The organism is Flavobacterium sp. CR10 (genome assembly GCF_055814415.1).
On the sequence record NZ_CP185985.1, the window covers coordinates 1,469,835 to 1,491,891 of the forward strand.

19 protein-coding genes are annotated in these 22,057 nt (G+C 32.5%); 7 read left to right on the forward strand and 12 right to left on the reverse strand.

All coding sequences use genetic code 11. The features are described 5' to 3' along the window. Positions 1-18: 18 nt before the first annotated feature. Positions 19-288, reverse strand: a complete 270-nt coding sequence (locus tag ACNRYB_RS06710) for a hypothetical protein (protein WP_343705358.1) — start codon at positions 286-288, stop codon at positions 19-21. After that, entirely contained in the window at positions 281-1,060 is a 780-nt protein-coding gene (gene surE, locus ACNRYB_RS06715) for a 5'/3'-nucleotidase SurE (protein ID WP_278019697.1), read from the reverse strand. Before surE ends, ACNRYB_RS06710 begins: the two co-directional genes overlap by 8 nt. 212 nt (positions 1,061-1,272) lie before the next feature. Between surE and ACNRYB_RS06720 the strand changes: the two genes are divergently transcribed. From ACNRYB_RS06720 to glsA, 3 genes are all read left to right on the forward strand, one after another. Next, positions 1,273-3,456, forward strand: a complete 2,184-nt coding sequence (locus ACNRYB_RS06720; RefSeq protein ID WP_129746124.1) for a carboxy terminal-processing peptidase — start codon at positions 1,273-1,275, stop codon at positions 3,454-3,456. Between the two features lie 92 nt (positions 3,457-3,548). Then, complete coding sequence (locus tag ACNRYB_RS06725; protein ID WP_165352411.1) at positions 3,549-4,334, forward strand: DNA/RNA non-specific endonuclease; 786 nt, start codon at positions 3,549-3,551, stop codon at positions 4,332-4,334. Between the two features lie 58 nt (positions 4,335-4,392). Further along, the gene (gene glsA, locus ACNRYB_RS06730) at positions 4,393-5,403 is read left to right on the forward strand and encodes a glutaminase A (RefSeq protein ID WP_473729605.1); all 1,011 of its coding nucleotides are present in this window, start codon (positions 4,393-4,395) and stop codon (positions 5,401-5,403) included. Between the two features lie 66 nt (positions 5,404-5,469). Here the strand turns inward: glsA and rpe are convergent, their stop codons facing one another. The 10 genes from rpe to ACNRYB_RS06780 all read right to left on the reverse strand — a co-directional run bounded on the left by rpe (position 5,470) and on the right by ACNRYB_RS06780 (position 18,435). Beyond that, entirely contained in the window at positions 5,470-6,132 is a 663-nt protein-coding gene (rpe, locus tag ACNRYB_RS06735; RefSeq protein ID WP_473729606.1) for a ribulose-phosphate 3-epimerase, read from the reverse strand. 431 nt (positions 6,133-6,563) lie between these two features. Further along, entirely contained in the window at positions 6,564-7,427 is an 864-nt protein-coding gene (locus ACNRYB_RS06740) for a sigma-70 family RNA polymerase sigma factor (protein WP_007804760.1), read from the reverse strand. A gap of 171 nt (positions 7,428-7,598) precedes the next feature. After that, a complete protein-coding gene (locus tag ACNRYB_RS06745) occupies positions 7,599-9,392 on the reverse strand; it encodes a hypothetical protein (protein ID WP_129746128.1) in 1,794 nt (597 codons plus the stop codon). Between the two features lie 15 nt (positions 9,393-9,407). Next, the gene (locus tag ACNRYB_RS06750) at positions 9,408-10,637 is read right to left on the reverse strand and encodes a DUF4249 domain-containing protein (RefSeq protein ID WP_473729607.1); all 1,230 of its coding nucleotides are present in this window, start codon (positions 10,635-10,637) and stop codon (positions 9,408-9,410) included. A 4-nt stretch (positions 10,638-10,641) separates the two neighbouring features. Next, positions 10,642-13,422, reverse strand: coding sequence for a TonB-dependent receptor (locus ACNRYB_RS06755; RefSeq protein WP_473729608.1), 2,781 nt, complete (start codon positions 13,420-13,422; stop codon positions 10,642-10,644). Further along, on the reverse strand, positions 13,423-14,166 hold the full coding sequence (locus tag ACNRYB_RS06760; RefSeq protein WP_129746131.1) for a hypothetical protein: 744 nt from the start codon (positions 14,164-14,166) through the stop codon (positions 13,423-13,425). It abuts the gene before it with no gap. 316 nt (positions 14,167-14,482) lie between these two features. Further along, complete coding sequence (locus tag ACNRYB_RS06765; protein ID WP_129746132.1) at positions 14,483-16,627, reverse strand: polyribonucleotide nucleotidyltransferase; 2,145 nt, start codon at positions 16,625-16,627, stop codon at positions 14,483-14,485. 179 nt (positions 16,628-16,806) lie between these two features. Further along, the gene (gene rpsO / locus ACNRYB_RS06770; RefSeq protein ID WP_008466503.1) at positions 16,807-17,073 is read right to left on the reverse strand and encodes a 30S ribosomal protein S15; all 267 of its coding nucleotides are present in this window, start codon (positions 17,071-17,073) and stop codon (positions 16,807-16,809) included. A gap of 177 nt (positions 17,074-17,250) precedes the next feature. Continuing rightward, a complete protein-coding gene (locus ACNRYB_RS06775) occupies positions 17,251-17,946 on the reverse strand; it encodes a toxin-antitoxin system YwqK family antitoxin (RefSeq protein WP_129746133.1) in 696 nt (231 codons plus the stop codon). 33 nt (positions 17,947-17,979) lie between these two features. Next, a complete protein-coding gene (locus ACNRYB_RS06780; RefSeq protein ID WP_129746134.1) occupies positions 17,980-18,435 on the reverse strand; it encodes a GAF domain-containing protein in 456 nt (151 codons plus the stop codon). Positions 18,436-18,505: 70 nt separating this feature from the next. On the opposite strand from ACNRYB_RS06780, the gene xrtF reads away from it, so the two are divergent. The 4 genes from xrtF (at position 18,506) to ACNRYB_RS06800 (ending at position 22,046) form a co-directional block, all read left to right on the forward strand. Further along, a complete protein-coding gene (xrtF, locus tag ACNRYB_RS06785) occupies positions 18,506-19,042 on the forward strand; it encodes an exosortase family protein XrtF (RefSeq protein ID WP_129746135.1) in 537 nt (178 codons plus the stop codon). Then, positions 19,032-19,478, forward strand: a complete 447-nt coding sequence (locus ACNRYB_RS06790) for an exosortase F system-associated membrane protein (protein WP_473729609.1) — start codon at positions 19,032-19,034, stop codon at positions 19,476-19,478. Before xrtF ends, ACNRYB_RS06790 begins: the two co-directional genes overlap by 11 nt. Positions 19,479-19,523: 45 nt before the next feature. Then, positions 19,524-19,922, forward strand: coding sequence for an HYC_CC_PP family protein (locus ACNRYB_RS06795; RefSeq protein WP_129746137.1), 399 nt, complete (start codon positions 19,524-19,526; stop codon positions 19,920-19,922). Positions 19,923-20,039: 117 nt separating this feature from the next. Further along, positions 20,040-22,046 carry a TonB-dependent receptor plug domain-containing protein gene (locus ACNRYB_RS06800; protein WP_473729610.1) on the forward strand — a complete coding sequence of 669 codons (2,007 nt, stop codon included), beginning with the start codon at positions 20,040-20,042 and terminating at the stop codon, positions 22,044-22,046. The last annotated feature ends 11 nt before the right edge of the window (positions 22,047-22,057 follow it).

Below are 22,057 nucleotides of genomic sequence, written 5' to 3' on the forward strand. Positions count from 1 at the left end.
ACTTAGCAAAGATAAGATTTAAATAACTAATGTAGAAATTGCCAATACAATCACGGCTAAAATTACGCCTCGAGCCATATATTCTTTATTTCTTTTAAGAAGAATAGCAAATACGCCAAGATCTAAAAGTGTTCCTATAGTGATTATTTTTCCAAGATATCCGTATTCTCGAATCATCTGAAATCCTTGTGAAATGTCAAATGTGGTAAAAAATGTGATGAATAGATAGCTTCCTAAAAGAGCTGTAAAAATTCCGATTAAAAAACCGATAAGTACTTCTTTAGTCATTTAATTTCCAAGTGTTAAGTTGCTGAATAGAGTGGTGGGCAGTCAAGTCAAACTGTACAGGAACGACCGAAATGTATCCGTTTGCCAAAGCCCATTCATCGGTATCTTCGCCTTTGTCTTCGTTTACAAATTTGCCCGCAAGCCAGTAATAATCTTTTCCGAAAGGAGTTTGTCTTTTGTCAAATTTTTGGGCGTAATAAGCTTTCGCTTGACGACAAACTTTAATTCCTTTAATTTCAGATTCTTTTAATTTCGGAAAATTCACGTTTAAAACCACTCCTGGAGGAAGTTTATTAGCTAGGGTTTCTAAAGTAATTTTCTTTACGAAAGACTTTATCGGTTCAAAATCAGCATTCCAATCAAAATCTAAAAGAGAAAAACCAATTGCTTGAATGCCTTCTATTCCAGCTTCAACAGCCGCGCTCATGGTTCCCGAATAAATAACATTGATAGAAGAATTTGATCCGTGGTTGATTCCCGAAACGCATAAGTCTGGTTTGCGTTTTAAGATTTCGTTTACTGCCAATTTTACACAATCTACAGGAGTTCCAGAACAGCTGTACTCTGCAATTGTGTCATCGTCTTTTGAAATTTTATCTATAAATAAAGTATTGTTGACTGTGATGGCGTGTCCCATTGCGCTTTGTGGTTTGTCTGGGGCAACGACAATTACATCGCCTATTGTTTCCATAACGCTAATAAGGGCTCTAATTCCGGGAGCCAAAATACCATCATCGTTAGTCACTAATATTAGTGGTTTCTCAGCTTTCATTTAATAAATATTATGTGTAGATTTAACAATTGTAGGATTTTAAGAACAAAATTAATCACAATTATTTGCGATAAGTCATAAATAGTGTAAAATTTGTCAACTAAGGTAAAGAACTTTTTTACGAATTAAACATTTTTATATCTTTAACAAAAAATTATCGAAGCGTTAGCTCTCGTGGCATAGTTTTTAACGTAACTTAGATAAAAAAATTGATGAATGCTATTATAAAGTTTATGAAAAGAAATTATAAGATACTCATAGCCGTATTGTGCTTATCGCTTACATTATTTGCATTTAAGATGAATGCCGATAGGACAATCGACCCAGATCCGAATAGAGACAAGACACTTTTAGAATTATTAGCATTTGTTATTGAAAAAGGGCATTATAGTCCAGCAGAAATAAATGATGAATTCTCGAAAGGAATTTTTAAAGATTATATAGACGCACTAGATCCCTCTAAAAGATTTTTTATGCAGTCAGATATTGATGAATTTAAGCAGTATGAATTAATGCTTGATGATCAATTTTTGAATAAAGATATTACTTTCTTCAACCTTACTTATACAAGATTGATGAAGCGTATGGAAGAAAGTAAAAAACGCTATAAAACGATTTTAGCTCAGCCTTTTAATTACAATGTTGATGAGACTTTTAATGCAGATTATGAGCATATTCCGTATGCAAAAAACTTAACAGAGCTTAATGAGAGATGGAGAAAACAAATTAAATTATCTACTCTTTCTTCTTTAGTTACCAAACAAAAAATTGAAGAAGAGAAGAAGAAAAAAGATCCAGCTTACAAAGAAAAATCTTTTGAAACTTTAGAAAAAGAAACTCGCGAAAGCTCTTTAAAATCTTTAGATGATAATTTTGGCGTAATCAAAGATTTGAATAGAGAATACTGGTTTTCTGTGTATTTGAATTCTATCATGACTCGCTTTGATCCACATACAAGCTATTTTGCACCAGAAGAAAAAGATCGTTTTGATGTAAACATCAGTGGAAAACTAGAAGGTATTGGAGCTCGTTTGACTAAGAAAAACGATTTTACTCAAATTGATGAATTAATTTCTGGAGGTCCAGCTTGGAAAGGAAAACAGCTTGAAGCCGGTGATTTAATCTTGAAAGTTGCTCAAGGAAATGAAGAGCCAGTAGATGTTGTGGGAATGCGTTTGGATGATGTTGTTAAAAAAATCAAAGGACACAAAGGAACTGAAGTAAAACTTACGGTTAAAAAAGTAGATGGTTCTATCAAGGTGATTTCTATCATTCGTGATGTTGTTGAAATTGAAGAAACGTATGCAAAATCTAGTGTTGTTGAGAAAAACGGCTTGAAATATGGAGTGATTTATCTTCCTAAATTCTATATCGACTTTGAGAATAAAGACGGACGTGATGCAGGAAAAGATATTGCTCGTGAAGTAGAAAGATTGAAAAAAGAAAATATCAACGGTATTGTGCTTGACGTTCGTGATGATGGAGGAGGATCTCTTTCAACAGTTGTTGATATTGCTGGTTTATTTATCGAAGACGGGCCAATTGTTCAGGTGAAATCTGCCGGTAAAAAGAAAGAAGTTTTATACGATAAAGATAAAAAAATCGAATGGGATGGGCCATTGGTTATCATGGTAAACAGTTTTTCTGCTTCAGCATCTGAGATTTTGGCGGCTGCAATCCAAGATTATAAACGTGGTGTGATTATCGGAAGTAAACAAACTTACGGAAAAGGAACTGTTCAAAATGTTCTTGATTTAAATCAGTTTGTGCGTAATGCAAATTATGGAGATCTTGGAGCATTGAAAATTACAGGACAGAAGTTTTATAGAATTAACGGAGGTTCTACCCAGCTTGAAGGTGTTCATAGTGATGTAGTAATGCCAGATCGTTATGCTTACCTAAAAATGGGAGAGAGAGATATTGATAATGCTATGCCTTGGGATAAAATTGATCCGGCTGATTATAGTACATGGACTTCTAACGAAAACTTTACTAAAGCTATCAATAACAGTAGAAACAGAATTGCGCAAAATCCTCAATTTAAATTAATTGATGATAATGCAAAATGGATCGATGTTAAGAATAAAGAAAACGTTTATAGCTTAAACATTAAGAGTTTTAAAGAAACTCAGGAACAAGTTGAAAACGAAGGAAAAAAATATAAGCCAATTTCTGATTACAAAAATGATCTAATCTTTAAATCGCTTCCTTACGAAGAGGAAGAAATGAAAGCTGATGCTTCTTTAAAAGAAAAAAGAGATGCTTGGCACCAAGCATTATCAAAAGATGTTTATGTAGAAGAGGCCTTAAATGTATTGGATGATTTGCAAACAAAAAGTTTGGTAAAAAATACGGTTAATCCTAAAATGAAAAAGGATAAACTAGTGAAGTCTTAAGTTCGAAAAGAATTTAATTTGTTTAAAAACGCTCTATAAATTTTGAATTTATGGAGCGTTTTTTTTGTAAGTTCGCTTTTAAAAATAGAAGTATGAAAGGTTATTTGGGTTTGATTTTGTTAAGTTTTACATTACTGTCATGTAAAAAAGAAGATGCAAAAAATACTGAAGAGATTAATAGTAATGAAGTGGTTTCTTTTAAAGGGAATTCTACTCATAAAGATTCTTTATATACCATTGCCTATCTCCCGACTTCGACAACCAAACAAATTGTAAAGCATCAATATTACACGCTTTCATATAACGAAAAGTTTGAACAAGCAGAATGGGTTGCTTATGAATTGAAAAAGGAATATCTGAAAAATAATGACTACAAAAGACCTTATTTTATTGAAGATCCAAAAGTAACTACAGGTTCTGCTGATTGGAGAAATTATAAAAAATCAGGTTATGATAAAGGGCATCTTTGTCCTGCTGGGGATATGGAATTCAGTAAAAAGGCATACAATGATACTTTTTACACGTCGAATATTTCTCCTCAGAAAAAGGAATTTAATGCGGGAATTTGGAATAGAATAGAGCAGAAGACCCGTTATTGGGCAGAAAAATACAATGATATTTATGTCGTAACTGGCGGAATTGCCAAAGATACAGACAAAAAAATTGGAATAGAAAAAGTGGCTGTTCCTAAATATTTTTATAAAATTGTTTTAGCGAAAACTGGTAAAGAACATAAAGCAATTGCATTTTTAGTCCCAAATGAAAAGAGCGACAAATCTATTTATGATTTTGTAGTTCCAATCGAAACTTTAGAAAAAATGACAGGAATTGATTTCTTCCCCAATCTTAAAAACCTAAAAAGCAGTAAGGATTTTTAATAAATACTGTTTACCCATAAATTAATCTAGAATAGAAATAAGAATGCATTTTTTTAAAATGAAGAGGCAAATGATTTTTGCTGGTTTAATGATTGCTTTTATCATAAACCACGGCAATAGCCAAACAGTACTGAATAAACAAAATATAGAAAATGCACTTAACGATGCCTTTGATAAATTTAAAGATTTAAAAGAAGGAAAAAATGCCGACTATATTAAAGAACTAGCCAATGTTGATCCTGATATTTTTGGTATTGCATTTGTTACTGCAGAGGGAGCTGTATATACAAAGGGAGATATAACTTCAATGGTTTCCATTCAAAGTATATCGAAAGTGTTTACTATGGCAAAAGTAATTGAGCAAGAAGGTCCACAGTTTTTGCAAGACAAAATAGGGGTAAATGCTACTGGATTGCCATTTAATTCTATTGTTGCTGTTGAAATGCATAAAGGTGATAATATTAATCCTCTGGTGAATCCTGGAGCTATTGCAACCACGAGTCTTATTCGAGGCAATGATTCTATAGCAAAATGGAAAGAAATCCTGAAAATTCAGAGTGATTTTGCAGGAAGGCCACTTTCTATAAATCGTCCTGTTTATATAAGTGAGGCTGGTGATAATTTGCGAAATCAAGCCATTGCACATTTGCTATTGGCTTATAACAGAATATATTTTGATCCAGTACAAGCAACAGATCTTTATACAAAACAATGCGCATTGAATGTAAATGTAAAGGATCTTGCTACAATGGCGGCCACATTGGCAAATGGCGGTGTTAATCCTGTTACAAAAAATAAGGTTGTTAGTCAGACAACTGTAATGTATACTTTGCCTGTAATGGCAACTGCTGGTCTTTATGATAATTCTGGAATTTGGCTTTTTAATTCGGGACTTCCAGCAAAAAGCGGTGTTGGAGGAGGAATATTGGCTGTGTGTCCTGGTAAATTTGGAATTGCTGTTATTTCGCCTCCATTAGATAAATCTGGAAATAGCCTGAAAGCTCAGAAAGTTATCCAATATGTGGTAGAAAAACTTAAAGCAAATCCTTATTGGATTCAGCCTAAGTAAGGTTGTAGGTTAAAAAAGAAAAGTCCAAAATTATTTTTTGGACTTTTCTTTTTTGTTTTTCTAAAATTAAAAAGTGGCAATACTTTTTAAATCAGCGATGGTTTCTGTTGGGTTTTCAGCTTTAAAAACAAAACTTCCAGCAACTAAAACATCTGCCCCGGCTTCTACCAATTGTTTTGCATTTTTACTAGTCACGCCACCGTCAATTTCGATTAATGTTGAGGCATTTTTTCGTGTTATCAGTGCTTTTAGCTTCTTTACTTTATCGTAAGTGTTTTCGATGAAGGATTGTCCTCCAAATCCTGGATTTACACTCATGATACAAACCACATCAATGTCGTTGATAATGTCTTCTAATAAATCAACGTTTGTATGCGGATTCATTGCTACACCAGCTTTCATTCCTTCAGCTTTAATTGCCTGTAGTGTTCTATGTAAATGTGTGCAGGCTTCGTAATGTACTGTTAATCCATTTGCACCTAAATCTGCAAAAGTTTTAATGTAACGATCGGGATCAATAATCATTAAATGAACATCGATATATTTTTTGGCATGTTTTGAAATGGCTTCTAAAACGGGCATTCCGAAAGAGATATTCGGAACAAAAACTCCGTCCATAATATCAATATGAAACCAATCAGCCTTACTGTTATTAATCATTTCGACATCTCGTTGCAGATTGCCAAAATCGGCGGCAAGGACTGAAGGAGCAATAAATGTATTTTTCATTGTGTATTGTTTTGTAGCAAAGATAAAGTTTAACCGCAAAGTTCGCTAAGATTTACGCAAAGTTCGCAAGGTTTTTTTTGTTTAATAAATAACGCAAAGAGCGCAAAGTTTTTTCGCAAAGTTCGCAGAGTTTCTGTTTGAAATTATTTGAGAAGGCAAAGTTCTCAAAGCTTTGTGTTTTCTTTACTCTATTAAAATATAGCTTAGAAAACGTAGCGAACTTTGCGAAAAATCCTTGTGTACTCTGCGTTACAAACATTTCAGCTCAATACTAAAAAATAAAAAACTCCGGTAATCAGCCGGAGTTTCAATCATCAATCAAAAAACGAACAGTCAATCAAACTGTTGTTTGCGGTAAAATTCCAATTTAAAACAACCAAATTCCAAGCCAATTGTAATTTGGGATTTAAAAATATTGAAATTTATATTGTTTATCCTAAATAAGTTTTAAGGATTTTACTTCTAGAAGTGTGTTTCAATCTACGGATTGCTTTTTCTTTAATTTGACGAACACGCTCACGAGTTAGGTCGAAAGTTTCACCAATTTCTTCAAGAGTCATTGGGTGCTGATCGCCAAGACCGAAATATAAACGAACAACATCTGCTTCTCTTGGAGTTAATGTTTCTAAAGAACGTTCGATTTCAGTACGAAGAGATTCGTGAATTAATTCTCTATCTGGATTTGGAGATTCGCCAGAACGTAATACGTCATAAAGGTTAGAATCTTCACCTTCAACAAGAGGTGCATCCATAGATAGGTGACGTCCAGAGTTTTTCATAGACTCTTTTACGTCGTTTACAGTCATATCAAGTTCTTTTGCAATTTCCTCAGCAGAAGGCGGACGCTCGTTAGATTGCTCTAATAATGCGTACATTTTGTTGATTTTATTGATAGAACCAATTTTATTTAATGGTAAACGCACAATACGAGATTGTTCAGCTAATGCTTGAAGAATCGATTGACGAATCCACCATACAGCGTAAGAAATGAATTTGAAACCACGAGTTTCATCAAAACGTTGAGCCGCTTTAATTAAACCTAAGTTTCCTTCATTAATTAAATCCGGAAGAGTTAATCCTTGATTTTGATATTGTTTAGCCACCGATACTACGAAACGTAGGTTGGCTTTTGTTAGTTTTTCTAAAGCTCTTTGATCACCAGCCTTTATTCTTTGTGCTAATTCTACCTCTTCATCAGCGGTAATTAGGTCAACTTTTCCAATTTCTTGTAGATATTTATCTAACGATGCAGTTTCACGATTAGTTACCTGCTTGGTGATTTTAAGTTGTCTCATGTTGTTGTCTCCCTATTTTTTAAAGTGTACAAATGGTTATACGAATAGAGTATCGAAAAAGTTACAAAAAAACTATTTTATTTTTATAAATTGAAAATTTTTATTGTGATAAAATGAAAAAGCCTTGATTTACAATGTAATCAAGGCTTTTATTTTCTGCTTTTTGTGTAATTATTTTACAGTGATATTTTTTGAAACATATACGGGCTGTCCATTTTCGGTAAAGCCTTCCAGAATAACTTCAAAATTTCCTTTAATATCAGAAGTGTAAAATGATAAATCTTCTTCTTTTGTATTTAGTTTAATATCAGGTTTCCATAACAGTTGGTATCTGTAATCGGGAACCCTTTGTAATTTATTTCCTGGCGAATAATCAGGATTATTATACACTTTTTCAGGATTAGGACGCTGGATTTCCGTTATTTTCAGGTACTTTTTTACATAATTTTCTGAAAATTCATTGTTTTTGGTTTCAAAACTAACTAATCCTCCATACAAATTTGGGCCATATACATAAGGTTCTGTTATTAAACTAACCCTACTGACATTTGCCATGTTATAGTCAAAAAGATCGCTCGGATCTTGAATTAAAAGTCCATCAACAAGCACCAATGGCGGTCCATACATTTCTAAATCTTTTTGATTATTCCTTATGTGGAGTTGGTATTTGCCGTTGTTTCTTCTATAATAAAGTTCTACAATAACCTCTACTATATTTTCTTTTAAAGTTGGAAATCGAGTGTAATCGTCTAAAACATATGATTTTTCAATCGTAGTAAAAAATGGATTCATTACAGCCTCTGTGACCAAACTGTCTTTTTTAATTTGATAGTAGGCATTTTGAATCTGACTTGCTGTAGATCTTTCTTCAATGTCTTTTTTTAATTCTGGCGACAAATTCAGTTTTGATATGAATTGTAATGAGGAAGTATCAAATTTTGGAAATGGATCAAGATTGACAGTGTAATCATTTCGGTTTTCGTCAATTACCTGCAAAATTGCGTTTGGAAAATTTGGAAATTGATCAAGTAAAAATGCAAATTTTCCTTGAGCATTTGTCTTTACAATTTTTAAAACATATTCTTTTCCAGGCAATGATAAAGCAATCGATTTGTCTCCAACATTTTGATTACTGTTTGATGTAATATAACCTGTAATAAGTTCAGACCTTACTTCTGGAATATAAGTAAACGAACCAGGTGTAAAATTAACATAGCTTTCTGCAGATTTCTTAACAAATTCAGCTGGCGTAAGCTGTTTTAAAGTTGGAATCTGATCTGTTTTTCTAATAGAAACAGAATAATTACCTTTTTCAATGCTTCCAGTCAATGACTTCAATTTTAAATTGACTTTTTCTCTAGTGTAATAACTTTCTTTGTCAAAATCAAAATCAATTCTTTTGTCATTTCCTGTGTTCGAATTTATGGTCTGAATTGCCGTTGCAGTATTTTGCGTGGTAACAAGGTCAAATGTAATATTGTCATTTGGCTCTTGAGTTTGAAACGGATTGATAATGAAAATATCTATTTCAGGCTTTTGAGAATTTGGATTATTCAGCATCCATTTTGTATAGGCAATGACTTTGTAATTTCCAGTTTTTAAAGTCGTTGGAATAAAGTGTTCTCCAGTTCCAATTCCGTTATCAAGGTATATTTTATTTTTTTGAAGTGATTTTTTCTCACTGTCAATTAATTCAACATAAGCAATTTTACTTATTTGACTAGCTTTGTTGTTTAAAGGATTTAAGCAATACAGTTTAAAATACAGTGTTTCTCCAGTCAAAAAGCTAGTTGTGTTCGAATGAAGAAAAATAGTTTCTTGCGTTGAAGTGGTTGGTATATCGTTTTTTGTTTGTGAATTCTGAGCATAGATAAATCCGCTTTGAATTAATAAAAACATCAAAAGCACTAAATGTCTCATTTTGCCTAGAATATTAGCCTGATTATATGTTGAAAAGTGTTTCATGAATTTAATAAAAGATTAATCTACCCAAAAAGGAGGAACGATATTAGATGAAAATGAAGTGCAATCTCCGCAAGCGGGTTTTACCATTGCGTACTCATCATTAAAATTTGTAGATAAGAACACTAATGATTTGGTTCTTATGTTTGAACGTAAGACGGCTCCATTACAAGGAGGAAGTCCTTCACAATCTAGAAAAATTTTAACATCACAATCGTTTTCATAATACGGAGGAAGTTTTTCATTTGGAAATAAATCAACATAATTAAAGAAAATTCTTTCTGAAGAAACTGCAGAAACTTCAAAGAAGCCAATCACTTTTTCTGATGGATTTTCTACCGATTTGATATTTCCATAGAAAAAACCAGGTTGTTTGGGAGAAAGAACACCGCCAGAAGATGATAAATCTCTTAAAGTTTTATAATATGTGTAAGCAGCTAAATTTTGAACATATTGTTTTACAAAAATGCTATAACGATGTGTAATGATATAATTTTGATTGCTAATAAAGCGAACAGGGAAATGTACTCTGTCTTCGCTTAGACTGTTTGTCGTGTTTAAAATTATAGCATTTGATTTTTTAGTTGAAAAGCAAGTTCTGGTTTCACGATTTCTGAGTTGCAATTTAATATATTCTCGTGCCGGAGACCCAGGAAAATCGTTGTCTGGGTCTGCAGGAATTTCTGGAGAAAACTCCATTACGGTTTCTTGAGGGGACCATACAGGCGCAATGATTTTATAAGTTTCGATGTATTCATAGCGGTAATATTTTGAAGTATTAGTTGGATCATAGCTATTTACGTTTATTTGCACACCTCTTTCGCCATTGACATTTTCTGCAGTAGCTGTTACGTTATCAATTTTAGTTTCAGTAGTTAAAATCTGTTCGTCTGAAGTATAATTTTTACCTTCTCGTGTTCTGATTTTTAATTGATATTTTCTTCCAGGTTCCGCTTTAAAAGGAGTTACAGATGCATATAGCGTATCTTTTTCTTCAAATTGATACACGTTTCCTTGATCGTCAGAAACAGATACACTAGCTCCTTTTTCAAGTTTAGGACCACTTTCTTCAAGCTGATAAACCTGAGAAAGTCTTATTGTTTGATTTTTAAGTTCGTTCGTGATAGTTCCCTCAACAACTAGAGCGCTTTCAAAATCATTATTCTGAAACACATATTGTTCTGTACAACTGCTCGCTGCAAATGCCAGAATTAAGAAAAGGGAGATTTTATATGTAAAATTTTTCATGACTTTAAAACTTGAAATTATAAGTAATACTTGGAATTGGAATAGAGAAAATAGATGTTTTATAAGCTTTGATTTGTCCTTCTTTTGTAACAAAGAATACAGAATAAGGATTGTTTCTTCCTAAAACATTATAAACTGAAATATTCCAAAAACTATGTGCTAGCTTTTTAATTTTATGATTTCCTTCGATGTTCAAACCAATGTCAAGTCTGAAATAATCAGGGATTCTGTATTTATTGCGATCACTGTAAACAGTATATTGCTCGTTGCCGTAATCGTATTTACCAATCGGATATGTAATTGGTCTTCCGGTTTGATATGTAAAATTACTTGAAAAACTATAACGCTGTGTAATTTTATAGTTTAAAACGGCACTGAAATCGTGTGGTTTATCAAAATTTGAAGCAAAGTATTTTCCGTTATTTACTTTTTCTTCATTAAACTGGCTATCCAATTTTATTAAAGATCTTGAATACGTATATCCAAGCCAACCGTTTAATTTTCCAACTTGTTTTTTAGCCAAAAATTCTATACCATAAGCTTTTCCTTCTCCCTGTAAAAGCTCGGTTTCTATATTTTCATTCAATAATAATTCGGCTCCAACTTTATAGTCCAAGATATTTTTGGATCTTTTGTAATACCCTTCCACACTAAATTCTATATCTCCACCTTTAAGATTTTTATAAAATCCCAAAGAAACTTGTTGAGCGCTTTCTGGTTTTACGTTTAAATCTGAAAGTTTCCAAATATCTGTTGGAGATTGAGTTGTATTATTTGACAATAAATGAATGTATTGATATGTTTTATCATAACTCGCTCTTACCGAAAAATCATCGTCAAGGAAATATCTAGCTGCAATTCTAGGTTCTAAACCTCCATATCTTTTAATTACTTCGTTATTGCCGTATGTTTTTGTATCTATAACAGTTGCATCACTAATAGGAACATTGTTTTCGTAAATTCTCTGAGTAGATTTCCCTAAAGCAGCAAAAGTGGAATATCGTAAACCAAAATCAAGCAAGAATTTGTCGCTTATTTTAAAATTGTCACCAATATATGCCGCAGATTCTAATCCTTTTTCTGTTTCAACATCAACAGGAACTAATGTCGATTCAGGATTTGTCGGATTCAAATATCCAGGATCCACAGAATATAATTTTGTCGAAAGACCATAACTGAATTTATGCTTTTCGTTATATAAATAATTCATTTTCAGCATCGCTTGAGTTTCATTGATTTTATAACCAAAATCAAAATTATTAACCCCTTCAGATTCGTAGTCAATGTTGAATTTGTATTCACTATTAGTAACAATCAAAGAACCTTTGTTTTTCTCATTGAAAGTATGATTCCATTTTAAAGTCGCTAATCTATTGCTGTATTTATACAATGAATCTGATGACACACTAAATTTATCATGGCTATAATAAAGAGTAGATTCGATATCATTCTTCGCATTTATTTTATGATTGTATTTTAGGATGAAATCATAAAAAGAAGCCTGACTGTTTTTCAAGTTCTCATCGTCTAAGCTTTTTAAAATCCAATCAGAATAAGTTGCTCTTCCTCCAACTACCAAACTAGATTTTCCTTTTACCACAGGAGTAGAAAGCATTAAATTGCTGGTTACTGGGCCAATACCGCCTTCACCTTGAAACTCATCAAAACTTCCAGTTTTAGAAGTAATGTCAAAAACAGAAGATAATCTTCCTCCAAATTCAGCTGGAATACTACCTTTATAAATATCAACTTTTTTAGTTGTATAAGGATTTAAAGCTGTAAAAAAACCGAAGAAATGTGACGGATTGTATAACGTAGCATTGTCCAACAAAAATAAATTTTGATCTTCTTTACCACCTCTAACATTATATCCAGAAGAACCTTCACCAGCAGTTTTTATTCCAGGCATTGTCAAAGCCACTTTAAGAATGTCACGCTCACCAAGCACCAAAGGAACATTTTTAATTCCTTCAGCATCAATGGTAGTTACACCGGTAATTGCTGATTTTGCAGTTTTACTTTTGTTTGTTTTAATTAAAACTTCATCAAGCTGATTTATATCTTCGGTTAACGAAAAGTTCAACGATCCATCATTGTAAACCATGATATTTTTAGTCACTTTGTTATATGAGAACGTCTCCGTTTCAATAACATTTAAACCTCCAGGAACTTGTAAGCTATAATACCCTTTTTTATCAGTAGTGGCAGAATATTCTGTGTTTGGTATTTTTACTAAAACATTAGCAATTCCAGCATTATTTTTTCCGCCTCTAATAATACCAGATAAGGTATAAGTTTTCTTTTTCTGATTTTTCACTTCTTTACCAATCAAAACAATATCCCTAATATTTTTATTTGGGTTTCTTGAATTGGTTTTTTTGATCGAATCATATTGTTGATAGAAAATTGGGCTGATCATTCCGTTTTCGTCTCTTTCAAGAGGAATTCCGAAATAATCATCAGGCAATTGACTGTAGATGATACTGTTATTTGTAACTATAACTTTGTTTTCCGAAACGTAAAAGTTGAAGCTTGTGTTCTGAAAAACATCTTCCAAAACTTCACCAATTCTAACTTCTTTATATTGTTTAGATATTGAAGTACTGTCATTTTCCAGCCATTTTTCATCAAAATAGAATTTGAAATAAGATACTTTTTCGATATCTTGAATGGCAGTTTTTATATTTGCATTTTTAAATTCAACCGTTATTTTGTCGCTGATTACTTGAGAATAAATTATTTGTTGAAAGGCAATTAAAAATAGAATAAGAGTAATTTTTTTCATTTAATTAGAACTTTTTTTTAAAAGACCATTGATTTGTTTTGTTAGATTTTCCATGAATTTCATCTTATCGGAACGTTCTAATTTTTTATCAGTATTGTAAATGGTACTGATATCTTTTTTATAGTCAGGGAAAATTTTCTTGAAATCTTTCTCCGATTCTACTTTGTAGAAATGGTTATTGTGCTTTAGGAAGTAATTGATTTTATAGATGAAATTGTAGTAAACACCGTCAGACTGGAAGACTTTTACTTTTTCTTTATAATGTTTAATATATAAAGAGACGTTGTCGCCGGCGTAGTTTTCTTCATAAAAACCTGGAGCAAGATCATTAACCTTATTTAGGTCGGATTTTATGTTGACGAACTTTTTGTTTTTAATGAAAAAATAATCAACTTTTTCGCTGATTAGATTAATCGGTAAGTTTTCAGAAGATCCGGTTTGTTTGTAAATAACTTGGTCAGTTAAAATGTCGTACTTAAGATTAACATTAGAATAAATCTGGCCTTCAAAACTGATGTCGCCAATATTAAACTCTTCAGTATAATACCTGCTTTTACCAGCAATTGGGCGAAAAGGTTCGCTATGAACGATTCCGTTATTAATATTTAAATTGTCTTTTCCGACTGTTTGGTCGAAGTAATCGTATAATGAAGATTTTTCAGTAGATTGTGAATGTAAATACGATATGTTTAATAGGCTTGCAAATAACGATAGATAAATCGCTTTTTTTTTGTGGTTTTTCAAAGGAAATGTGATTTTTTTGTTTTTGGATTGATTAGGTCCAAAAGTATAAAAAAAATGTTATAAAAATCACGTCATAGTGTTAAAATGTAATAAAAACTCTATAGAATTTGCTTCAAACAGGAATAAACTATACTTATAGTATATTTGAAGCTTGAAAGTTGACAGTAACTAGAGAGGTGAATATTTTGATAAATTTTTAACTTTCTAATCATTAAAATAAAGAAATAGCTTGCTACTTTTTTTAATTGAAAAACCCCGTTTCATAATCATGAAACGGGGTTTTCTATAAATAAACCTTTAGTAAACTAAGATCTGATTACTCTTTTTTCTCCTCACGTGGAGGTCTTGGAACAAGTGCTTTTTTAGACACTTTTTCTTTTTTAGTTTTAGGATCAACTCCTAAGTATTTCACTTGGAAAATATCTCCCATTTTAACTACATCGGCAACGTTTTCTGTACGTTCCCAAGCTAACTCAGATACGTGAAGCAATACTTCGTTTCCTGGTGCAGCAGTGTATTCTACTACAGCTCCAAAATCAAGCATTTTAATCACTTTAACCTCGTAAGCTTCGCCAATTTGTGGTTTGAAAGTTAAGGCATCAATTTTAGCCAATACAGCTTTGATACCAGCAGGATCAGTTCCTAAGATTTCAACTACACCTTGTTCGTCAACTTCGTTGATTACGATAGTCGTTCCAGTAGCTTTTTGTAATTCTTGAATTACTTTTCCTCCAGGTCCGATTAACGCTCCAATAAAGTTTCCAGGGATAGTTCTAGTGATAATTTTTGGTGCATGATCTTTAACTTCTGCTCTTGGCGCTGCAATTGTTTCAGTTAATTTTCCTAAAATATGCAAACGTCCGTCACGAGCTTGTGCTAAAGCTTGTTCCATAATGTCATAACGTAATCCTTCGATTTTTATATCCATTTGGCAAGCCGTGATACCGTCAGCAGTTCCAGTTACTTTAAAATCCATATCTCCTAAGTGATCCTCATCTCCTAAGATATCAGACAATACAGCAAATTTTTCACCGTCAGTGATTAATCCCATAGCAATACCAGAAACTGGTTTTGTCATTTGGACTCCAGCATCCATAAGCGCCATTGTTCCAGCACAAACTGTTGCCATAGAAGAAGAACCGTTAGATTCTAATACCTCTGAAACAACACGGATTGTATAAGGACAATCTGCAGGAATCATATTTTTTAAAGCTCTTTGAGCTAAGTTACCGTGGCCAACTTCTCTTCTTGAAGTTCCTCTTAATGGTTTTGCTTCACCAGTAGAGAAAGGAGGGAAGTTATAGTGTAAGTAGAATTTCTCTTCACCTTGTTCAGATGGAGAATCGATTTGGTTAGCTTCTTTAGAAGTTCCTAAAGTTACTGTTGCCAAAGCTTGAGTTTCTCCACGTGTAAATAAAGAAGATCCGTGAACAGATGGCAAATAATCTGTTTCGCACCAGATTGGTCTGATTTCTGTAGTTTTTCTACCGTCTAAACGAATTCCTTTTTCAAGAATTACGTTACGAACCGCTTCTTTATTTGTTTTGTAGAAGTATTTTCCAACTAAACCTGCAAGATCTGCATTTTCAGCATATTCTTCTTCAGTAAACAAAGCTTTAGCCTCTTCTTTAACAGCTGCAAATTTTTCACCTCTTTCAGCTTTTCCAGAAGCTTCCTGAGCAATTGCATAGCATTTATCGTAAGCGGCAGCTTTTACTTTAGCGTAAACAGCTTCGTCTTCAATTTCACCTTCGTAAGTTCTATATTCTTGAGAGCTTAATTTTGCTCTTAATTTTTGTTGAGCAACAATTTGAACTTTAATTGCTTCGTGTGCAAATTTAATTGCCTCAACCATTTCAGCTTCTGAGATTTCTTTCATCTCACCTTCAACCATTGCAACAGAATCCATAGAAGCTCCGATCATCATATCGATGTCAGATTTTTCTAACTCTTCTCTACTTGGGTTGATTACTAATTTTCCGTCGATACGAGCAACGCGCACTTCAGAAATTAAGTTGTAAAATGGAATATCTGAAACAGCTAATGCTGCAGATGCTGCTAAACCAGCTAATGCGTCTGGCATAACATTGTCATCGTGAGACATTAATTGAATCATAACCTGAGTTTCAGCATGGTAATCGTCTGGGAAAAGCGGGCGTAAAACACGGTCAACTAATCTCATTGTTAATACCTCACTGTCGCTTGGTCTTGCTTCTCTTTTGAAAAATCCTCCTGGGAAACGTCCTGCAGCAGCAAATTTTTCGCGGTAATCTACCGTTAATGGTAAAAAGTCAACACCTGGGTTAGATGTTCTTGCAGAAACTGCTGTTGCTAAAAGCATACAGTTTCCTAAACGTACAACAACTGAACCATCGGCTTGTTTTGCTAATTTACCAGTTTCGATTGAGATGCTTCTTCCATCTCCTAAATCGATAATTTCTTGTGAAACTTGTGGAATCATAAATTTTTCCTTTTTGATTATACAATGGGTTTTAGTTGTGTTGTAGTTGTTGTTGTGTGTAGTTGTTGTTATCTAAAACCCAATGAAAAACCAAACTTTTTTTCTTGTAATATGCTTATTATAAACAGCTGTAATGTAAAAACAAAAAGAGGCACTCTCGCACCTCTTTTCTATATTGATTATTTTCTGATATTCAATACTTTGATAATCTCACGATATCTGTTGATATCTTTCTTTTTCAAGTAGTCCAACAAAGCTCTTCTTTTACCTACTAATAGTACAAGAGAACGCTCAGTGTTGTAATCGTGACGATTTTTTTTCAAGTGTTCAGTTAAGTGAGAGATTCTGTAAGTGAACAATGCGATTTGACCTTCTGCGCTTCCAGTGTTTGTAGCACCACCGTGTTGTGCAAAAATTTCTTCTTTCTTTTCTTTAGTTAAATACATTCCAATATTGTTTTAAATGATTTTTATGTATGTCGTACAACTTTTGTAAGACGGGTGCAAAATTAGATTAAAAAAACAGAAAAATCAAAAAAAAATAAAAGAATCTAAAAAATGGGCATAAGAAATTTATTTTTAGGTATTTAGATCTGTTTTTTTGTTCTTGATTTAATCTGATTTCTATTTTAACTTCTGGGCTTTTTTTCCAGATTGCTTTTCGCTCAAAGAAGAATAAGAAAATTTGACATTGTTTGCATCAGTACTTACGCCCGAAATTAAAACTCCTTGATCATAATTGTCAACAAACGTAATCTTTCGTAAAATGTCATTCCCTTCCCAGTAACCTTGTTTCAATCCGCCTTTGATTGTTCCTTTTTGACTAACAAACTGATCTGTTTCTTCGTAATCTCCATTTCCATTCGTAACGGTTTGGTTTTTATTTACATCCCAGCAATTTAGAATCAAAGTTTGGAGCTTTTTTGTTTTCGGATCCCAAATGTTCTGTTTTTCGCATTTTTTACTCTGATCTTCGTACCAGCTAATTTCTTTGCCAGTTTTATGGTCTTCAGAATAATTTATAACAGATTCTTTTGCACCATTTTTATAATAGTAAATAAATTCTCCGTCTTTTTTTAAAACATCTCGATCTAAGGTTGATCCCGTCATTTTCTTTCTTCCATTTTTGTAGAAATCAGTCACAACATAACGGATGCTTTTCTGAGAATAATTGGTAATTACTCTTGTGTAAGCATGATTTTCGGGTGTACATTCACGATTTAAGGAGTCTAAAAAGATTTTTTTAGACATCATGCTAATTTGCGCAGACAGATTAACTGAAATTATCAGAAGCAATAAGATGAAGATGTTTCTTTTCATTCAGTTCTATTTTTTATTCTAAATTTAACGTTTTTAGAATAATTTAGCAACTTCTTGATTTACAAATTCTAAAAATCTTTCGTCAGCTTCTGTAAACGGATCAATAACGTGGCTGTCAATATCAATTTGGCCAATATTTACTCCATTCACAAAAAGAGGCACTACGATTTCTGATTTAACAGTCAAACTGCAAGCAATATAGTTGTCTTGCGCCTTAACATCTGGCACAACAAAATTAGCATTACTTTCTGCTACTTGACCGCAAATACCTTTTCCAAATGGAATAACAGTATGATCTGTTTCTGCACCAACATAAGGGCCTAAATGTAAAGTTTTAGTGTCGTGATTAGCAAAATAAAAGCCGACCCAATTGTAATATTCTACATTTTCGTTTAAAAGCTGGCAGATTGCTAATAATTTTTCGTCTCTATTTTTTTGATTGTCAGCAGTAATACTGCTTATCTGTGGTTGTAATTCTTGAAATGTCATGATATTAAATTTTATACAAAAGTATTTAAAGCTGAACTCAAAAAATATATAAATTTGAAAAAAAAATCTCTTGAAAAAATATTTAGTCCAGTTTAAGCCATTTTTGATTTTTATTAGCATTTTTTTTCTGACCTATATTGTTCTTACTTTACTTTATAAGTTTTATTTAAATAGCTATCAGTCAGAAGATCTTGATGCTGTAACAATGATTTCTGGTAAAAATTCAGAACAATTGTTAAAGCTTTTAAATTATGATGTAATCATTCAAAAAAGCTCTCAAAATCCATGGCAAGAAATTATCTTGAATGGTAGATTTATAGCGCGCATTATCGAAGGTTGTAATGCTGTAAGCGTAATGATACTGTTTGTGTCGTTTGTGAGTGCTTTTTCGGGGAATTTAAAAAAGACATCCCTATTTATAATACTAGGGCTTATATCTATTTACATTTTGAATATTATTAGGATCTCACTTTTAATTGTATTGATATATCATTTTTCGAGATATGCCAATTTTCTGCATGATATTTTTTTTCCTTTGATGATTTACGGGTATGTTTTTCTTTTATGGATTTTCTGGATTAATAGATTTTCAAAGTATGCTAAATAAATTAAAAGAAAATAAATTAAAAATTTTTGTTGCAATTGTTGTTGTAATAGGTTTTGCTTTGATTAGAACGTTTGAAAGAGAACTGTTTTACGATCCTTTTCTGGTATATTTTGATGCCGACTTTCAGTCTATTCCATATCCGCTAGTAGATAATCTAAAACTTTTTGCAGGACTTTTTTTTCGTTATTCTTTAAATTCAATTTTGTCTTTGGCTTTGATTTATGCTTTATTTCAAGATCGTGATATTCTTAAATTTAGTCTTCTGATCTATAGTATTTTTTTAGTTGTTTTTCTAATAGCATTTTTTATTATTCTAGAATATTTTCCAGATGGCAGTTGGCTTCTTTTTTACGTTAGACGATTTTTAATTCAGCCTATTTTTATATTATTATTTATTCCGGGATTTTATTATCAGCTTCAAAAAACTAAAAAATAACATTTGTTTTAGTTTTTTTCTAGAGTTTTTAAATAGCTTTGCAGTATGAATTTGAAAAAGTGCACAGGTCTGTTTTTAGCGTTCCTTTTATTGGTTTCCAATATAGGGTTTGCTTTTGATGTGCATTATTGTGGCGGAGAAATTGCTTCGGTTTCTTTAAAAACAACAGCAGAACCTGTTGTTGAGAAGAAATGTTGCGGTTCTAAAGAGAAAAAGAACTCTTGCTGCAAAGATAAGGTTGTTCATTTTGAAAAGAAATCAGATAACGCAACAATCAAATTCTTCTTCTTTCAATTTGCTTTTCCAGCAGTTATACAGGATTACAAACCTCTAGTCTTTTTAGAAATTCAAAATTTCAAAAAGAAAGAAGTTCTTTCATATTATGCTGATGCAAATGCCCCCCCTTTATTTAAATTATACCATCAGTATATTTTCTATTCCTGATTTTAATGTTAAGATGCACTGCGAGTCTTGATTAAGACTTTGCGTTTACATTTTGATGTCTTTTGCTTCCGCAAAAACAGAAATGTAATTCTATTTCAACATTAAAATCAATTTTTTATGCAAAAAAATATAATGCTTTTTGCGATGATTTTGCTTTCTTTTTCTGCCTTTTCACAGGAAGATCTGCAAGAAGTAAAAATTACTAAAAAGCAAAAAGGGATTAAAAAATCCTTTACCGTGACAGCCAATACATCCGTAATTACTAGCAAAGAACTGCTTAAGGCGGCTTGCTGTAATTTGGCTGAAAGTTTTGAAACCAATCCATCAATTGATGTCAATTTTTCTGATGCTTTAACAGGAACTAAGCAAATCAAAATGCTTGGACTAACCAGTCCTTATTTAATGATTACCGAAGAAAATATTCCGTCAGTTCGAGGAGCATCTCAAGCTTATGGATTGTCGTTTACACCAGGAACCTGGATTGAAAGTGTCCAAATTACGAAAGGAGCGGGAAGCGTTATAAATGGTTACGAAAGCATTTCTGGCCAGATTAATACAGAGCTTTTAAAGCCATTAAATGATATTCCTTTCTTCTTGAATGCTTACGGATCGACAGATTCTCGTTTTGAATTAAACACCCATTTTAATAAAAAATTATCAGACAAATGGGCGACTAGCTTATTTGTTCACGGAAATGCGCGTGTAGCCAAAAACGATATGAACAAAGACGGTTTTCTCGATAATCCGTTAGGGAAACAAATCAATGTTTTGAATCGTTATCAATATTATGATCCAGAAAGCGGTTTAGTAAGTTTTATCAATTTCAGATATATGAATGATAAAAAACAAACTGGAGAAGTAGATTTTGATAAAGATCGTGATCGAGGCACAACTAATTACTGGGGTTCAGAAATTAATACAGAGCGATTTGATGTATCGACAAAAATCGGATATGTATTTAAAGACATGCCATATCAGAGTATTGGTTTTCAAAATGCTTTTAATAGTCATAAACAGGATTCTTATTATGGTTTAAATCAATATGATATTAAACAGAATAGTTTTTATTCTAATTTGATTTTTAATTCGATTATAAACAATACCATGCATAAGTTTACGACTGGTCTGAATTTTACTTACGATCAATACCAGGAATTTGTAAACTTAACAGATGTTAGCAGAATCGATAATTCGGTTGGTGCTTTCTTCGAATATACTTATGATAATACAGACAATTTCAGTTTGATTTTAGGCGGAAGAGTAGATAATCATAACCGATTAGGATTTTTTGTTACGCCAAGACTGCACATGAGATATAATCCTTGGAAAAATGGGGTAATTCGTTTTTCTGCAGGAAGAGGCAAGCGTTCTGCTAATATCTTTGCTGAAAATCAGCAGCTTTTTGCTAGTTCAAGAACTTTTTCGGTTTTAGATTCTAATGGAAAAGTATATGGGCTAAATCCTGAAATTGCTTGGAATTATGGAGTGAGTTTTTCACAGAAGTTCCGTCTTTTCAATAGAAACGCCGATGCAGGTTTTGATCTGTATAGAACCGATTTCCAAAATCAAGCCATTGTAGATGTGATGCAAAGTCCGCAACAAGTTTTGTTTTATGATTTGAAAGGAAGTTCTTTTGCAAATAGTCTTCAGGTTGAGTTCAATTACGAATTGATTCACAATTTAAACTTAAGAACAGCTTATAAATATTACGACATCCAAACCGATTATTTAAGAGGAACATTCCAACGTCCGCTTCAGGCAAAACATCGTTTCTTAGGAAATTTAGAATACGAAACAGCCATGAACAACGACAAACAATGGAAGTTTGATTTTACTTACAATTGGTCAGGAAAGCAGCAGTTGCCATATACGGCTTCAAATCCTACAGAAGATCAATTTCCTGATTTTTCACCTTCTTATGCTGTAATGAATGCACAAGTGACCAGAGTTTTTTCTTCAGTTTTTGAAGTGTATATTGGGGGAGAAAATATTGGAAATTATAGACAAGAGAAAGCAATTTTAGGAGCAAATGATCCTTTTGGACCTAATTTTGATGCATCAATTGCATATGCACCAATTTTTGGACAAATGTATTATGCAGGACTTAGATTTAAAATTAAATAACAATTTCAACA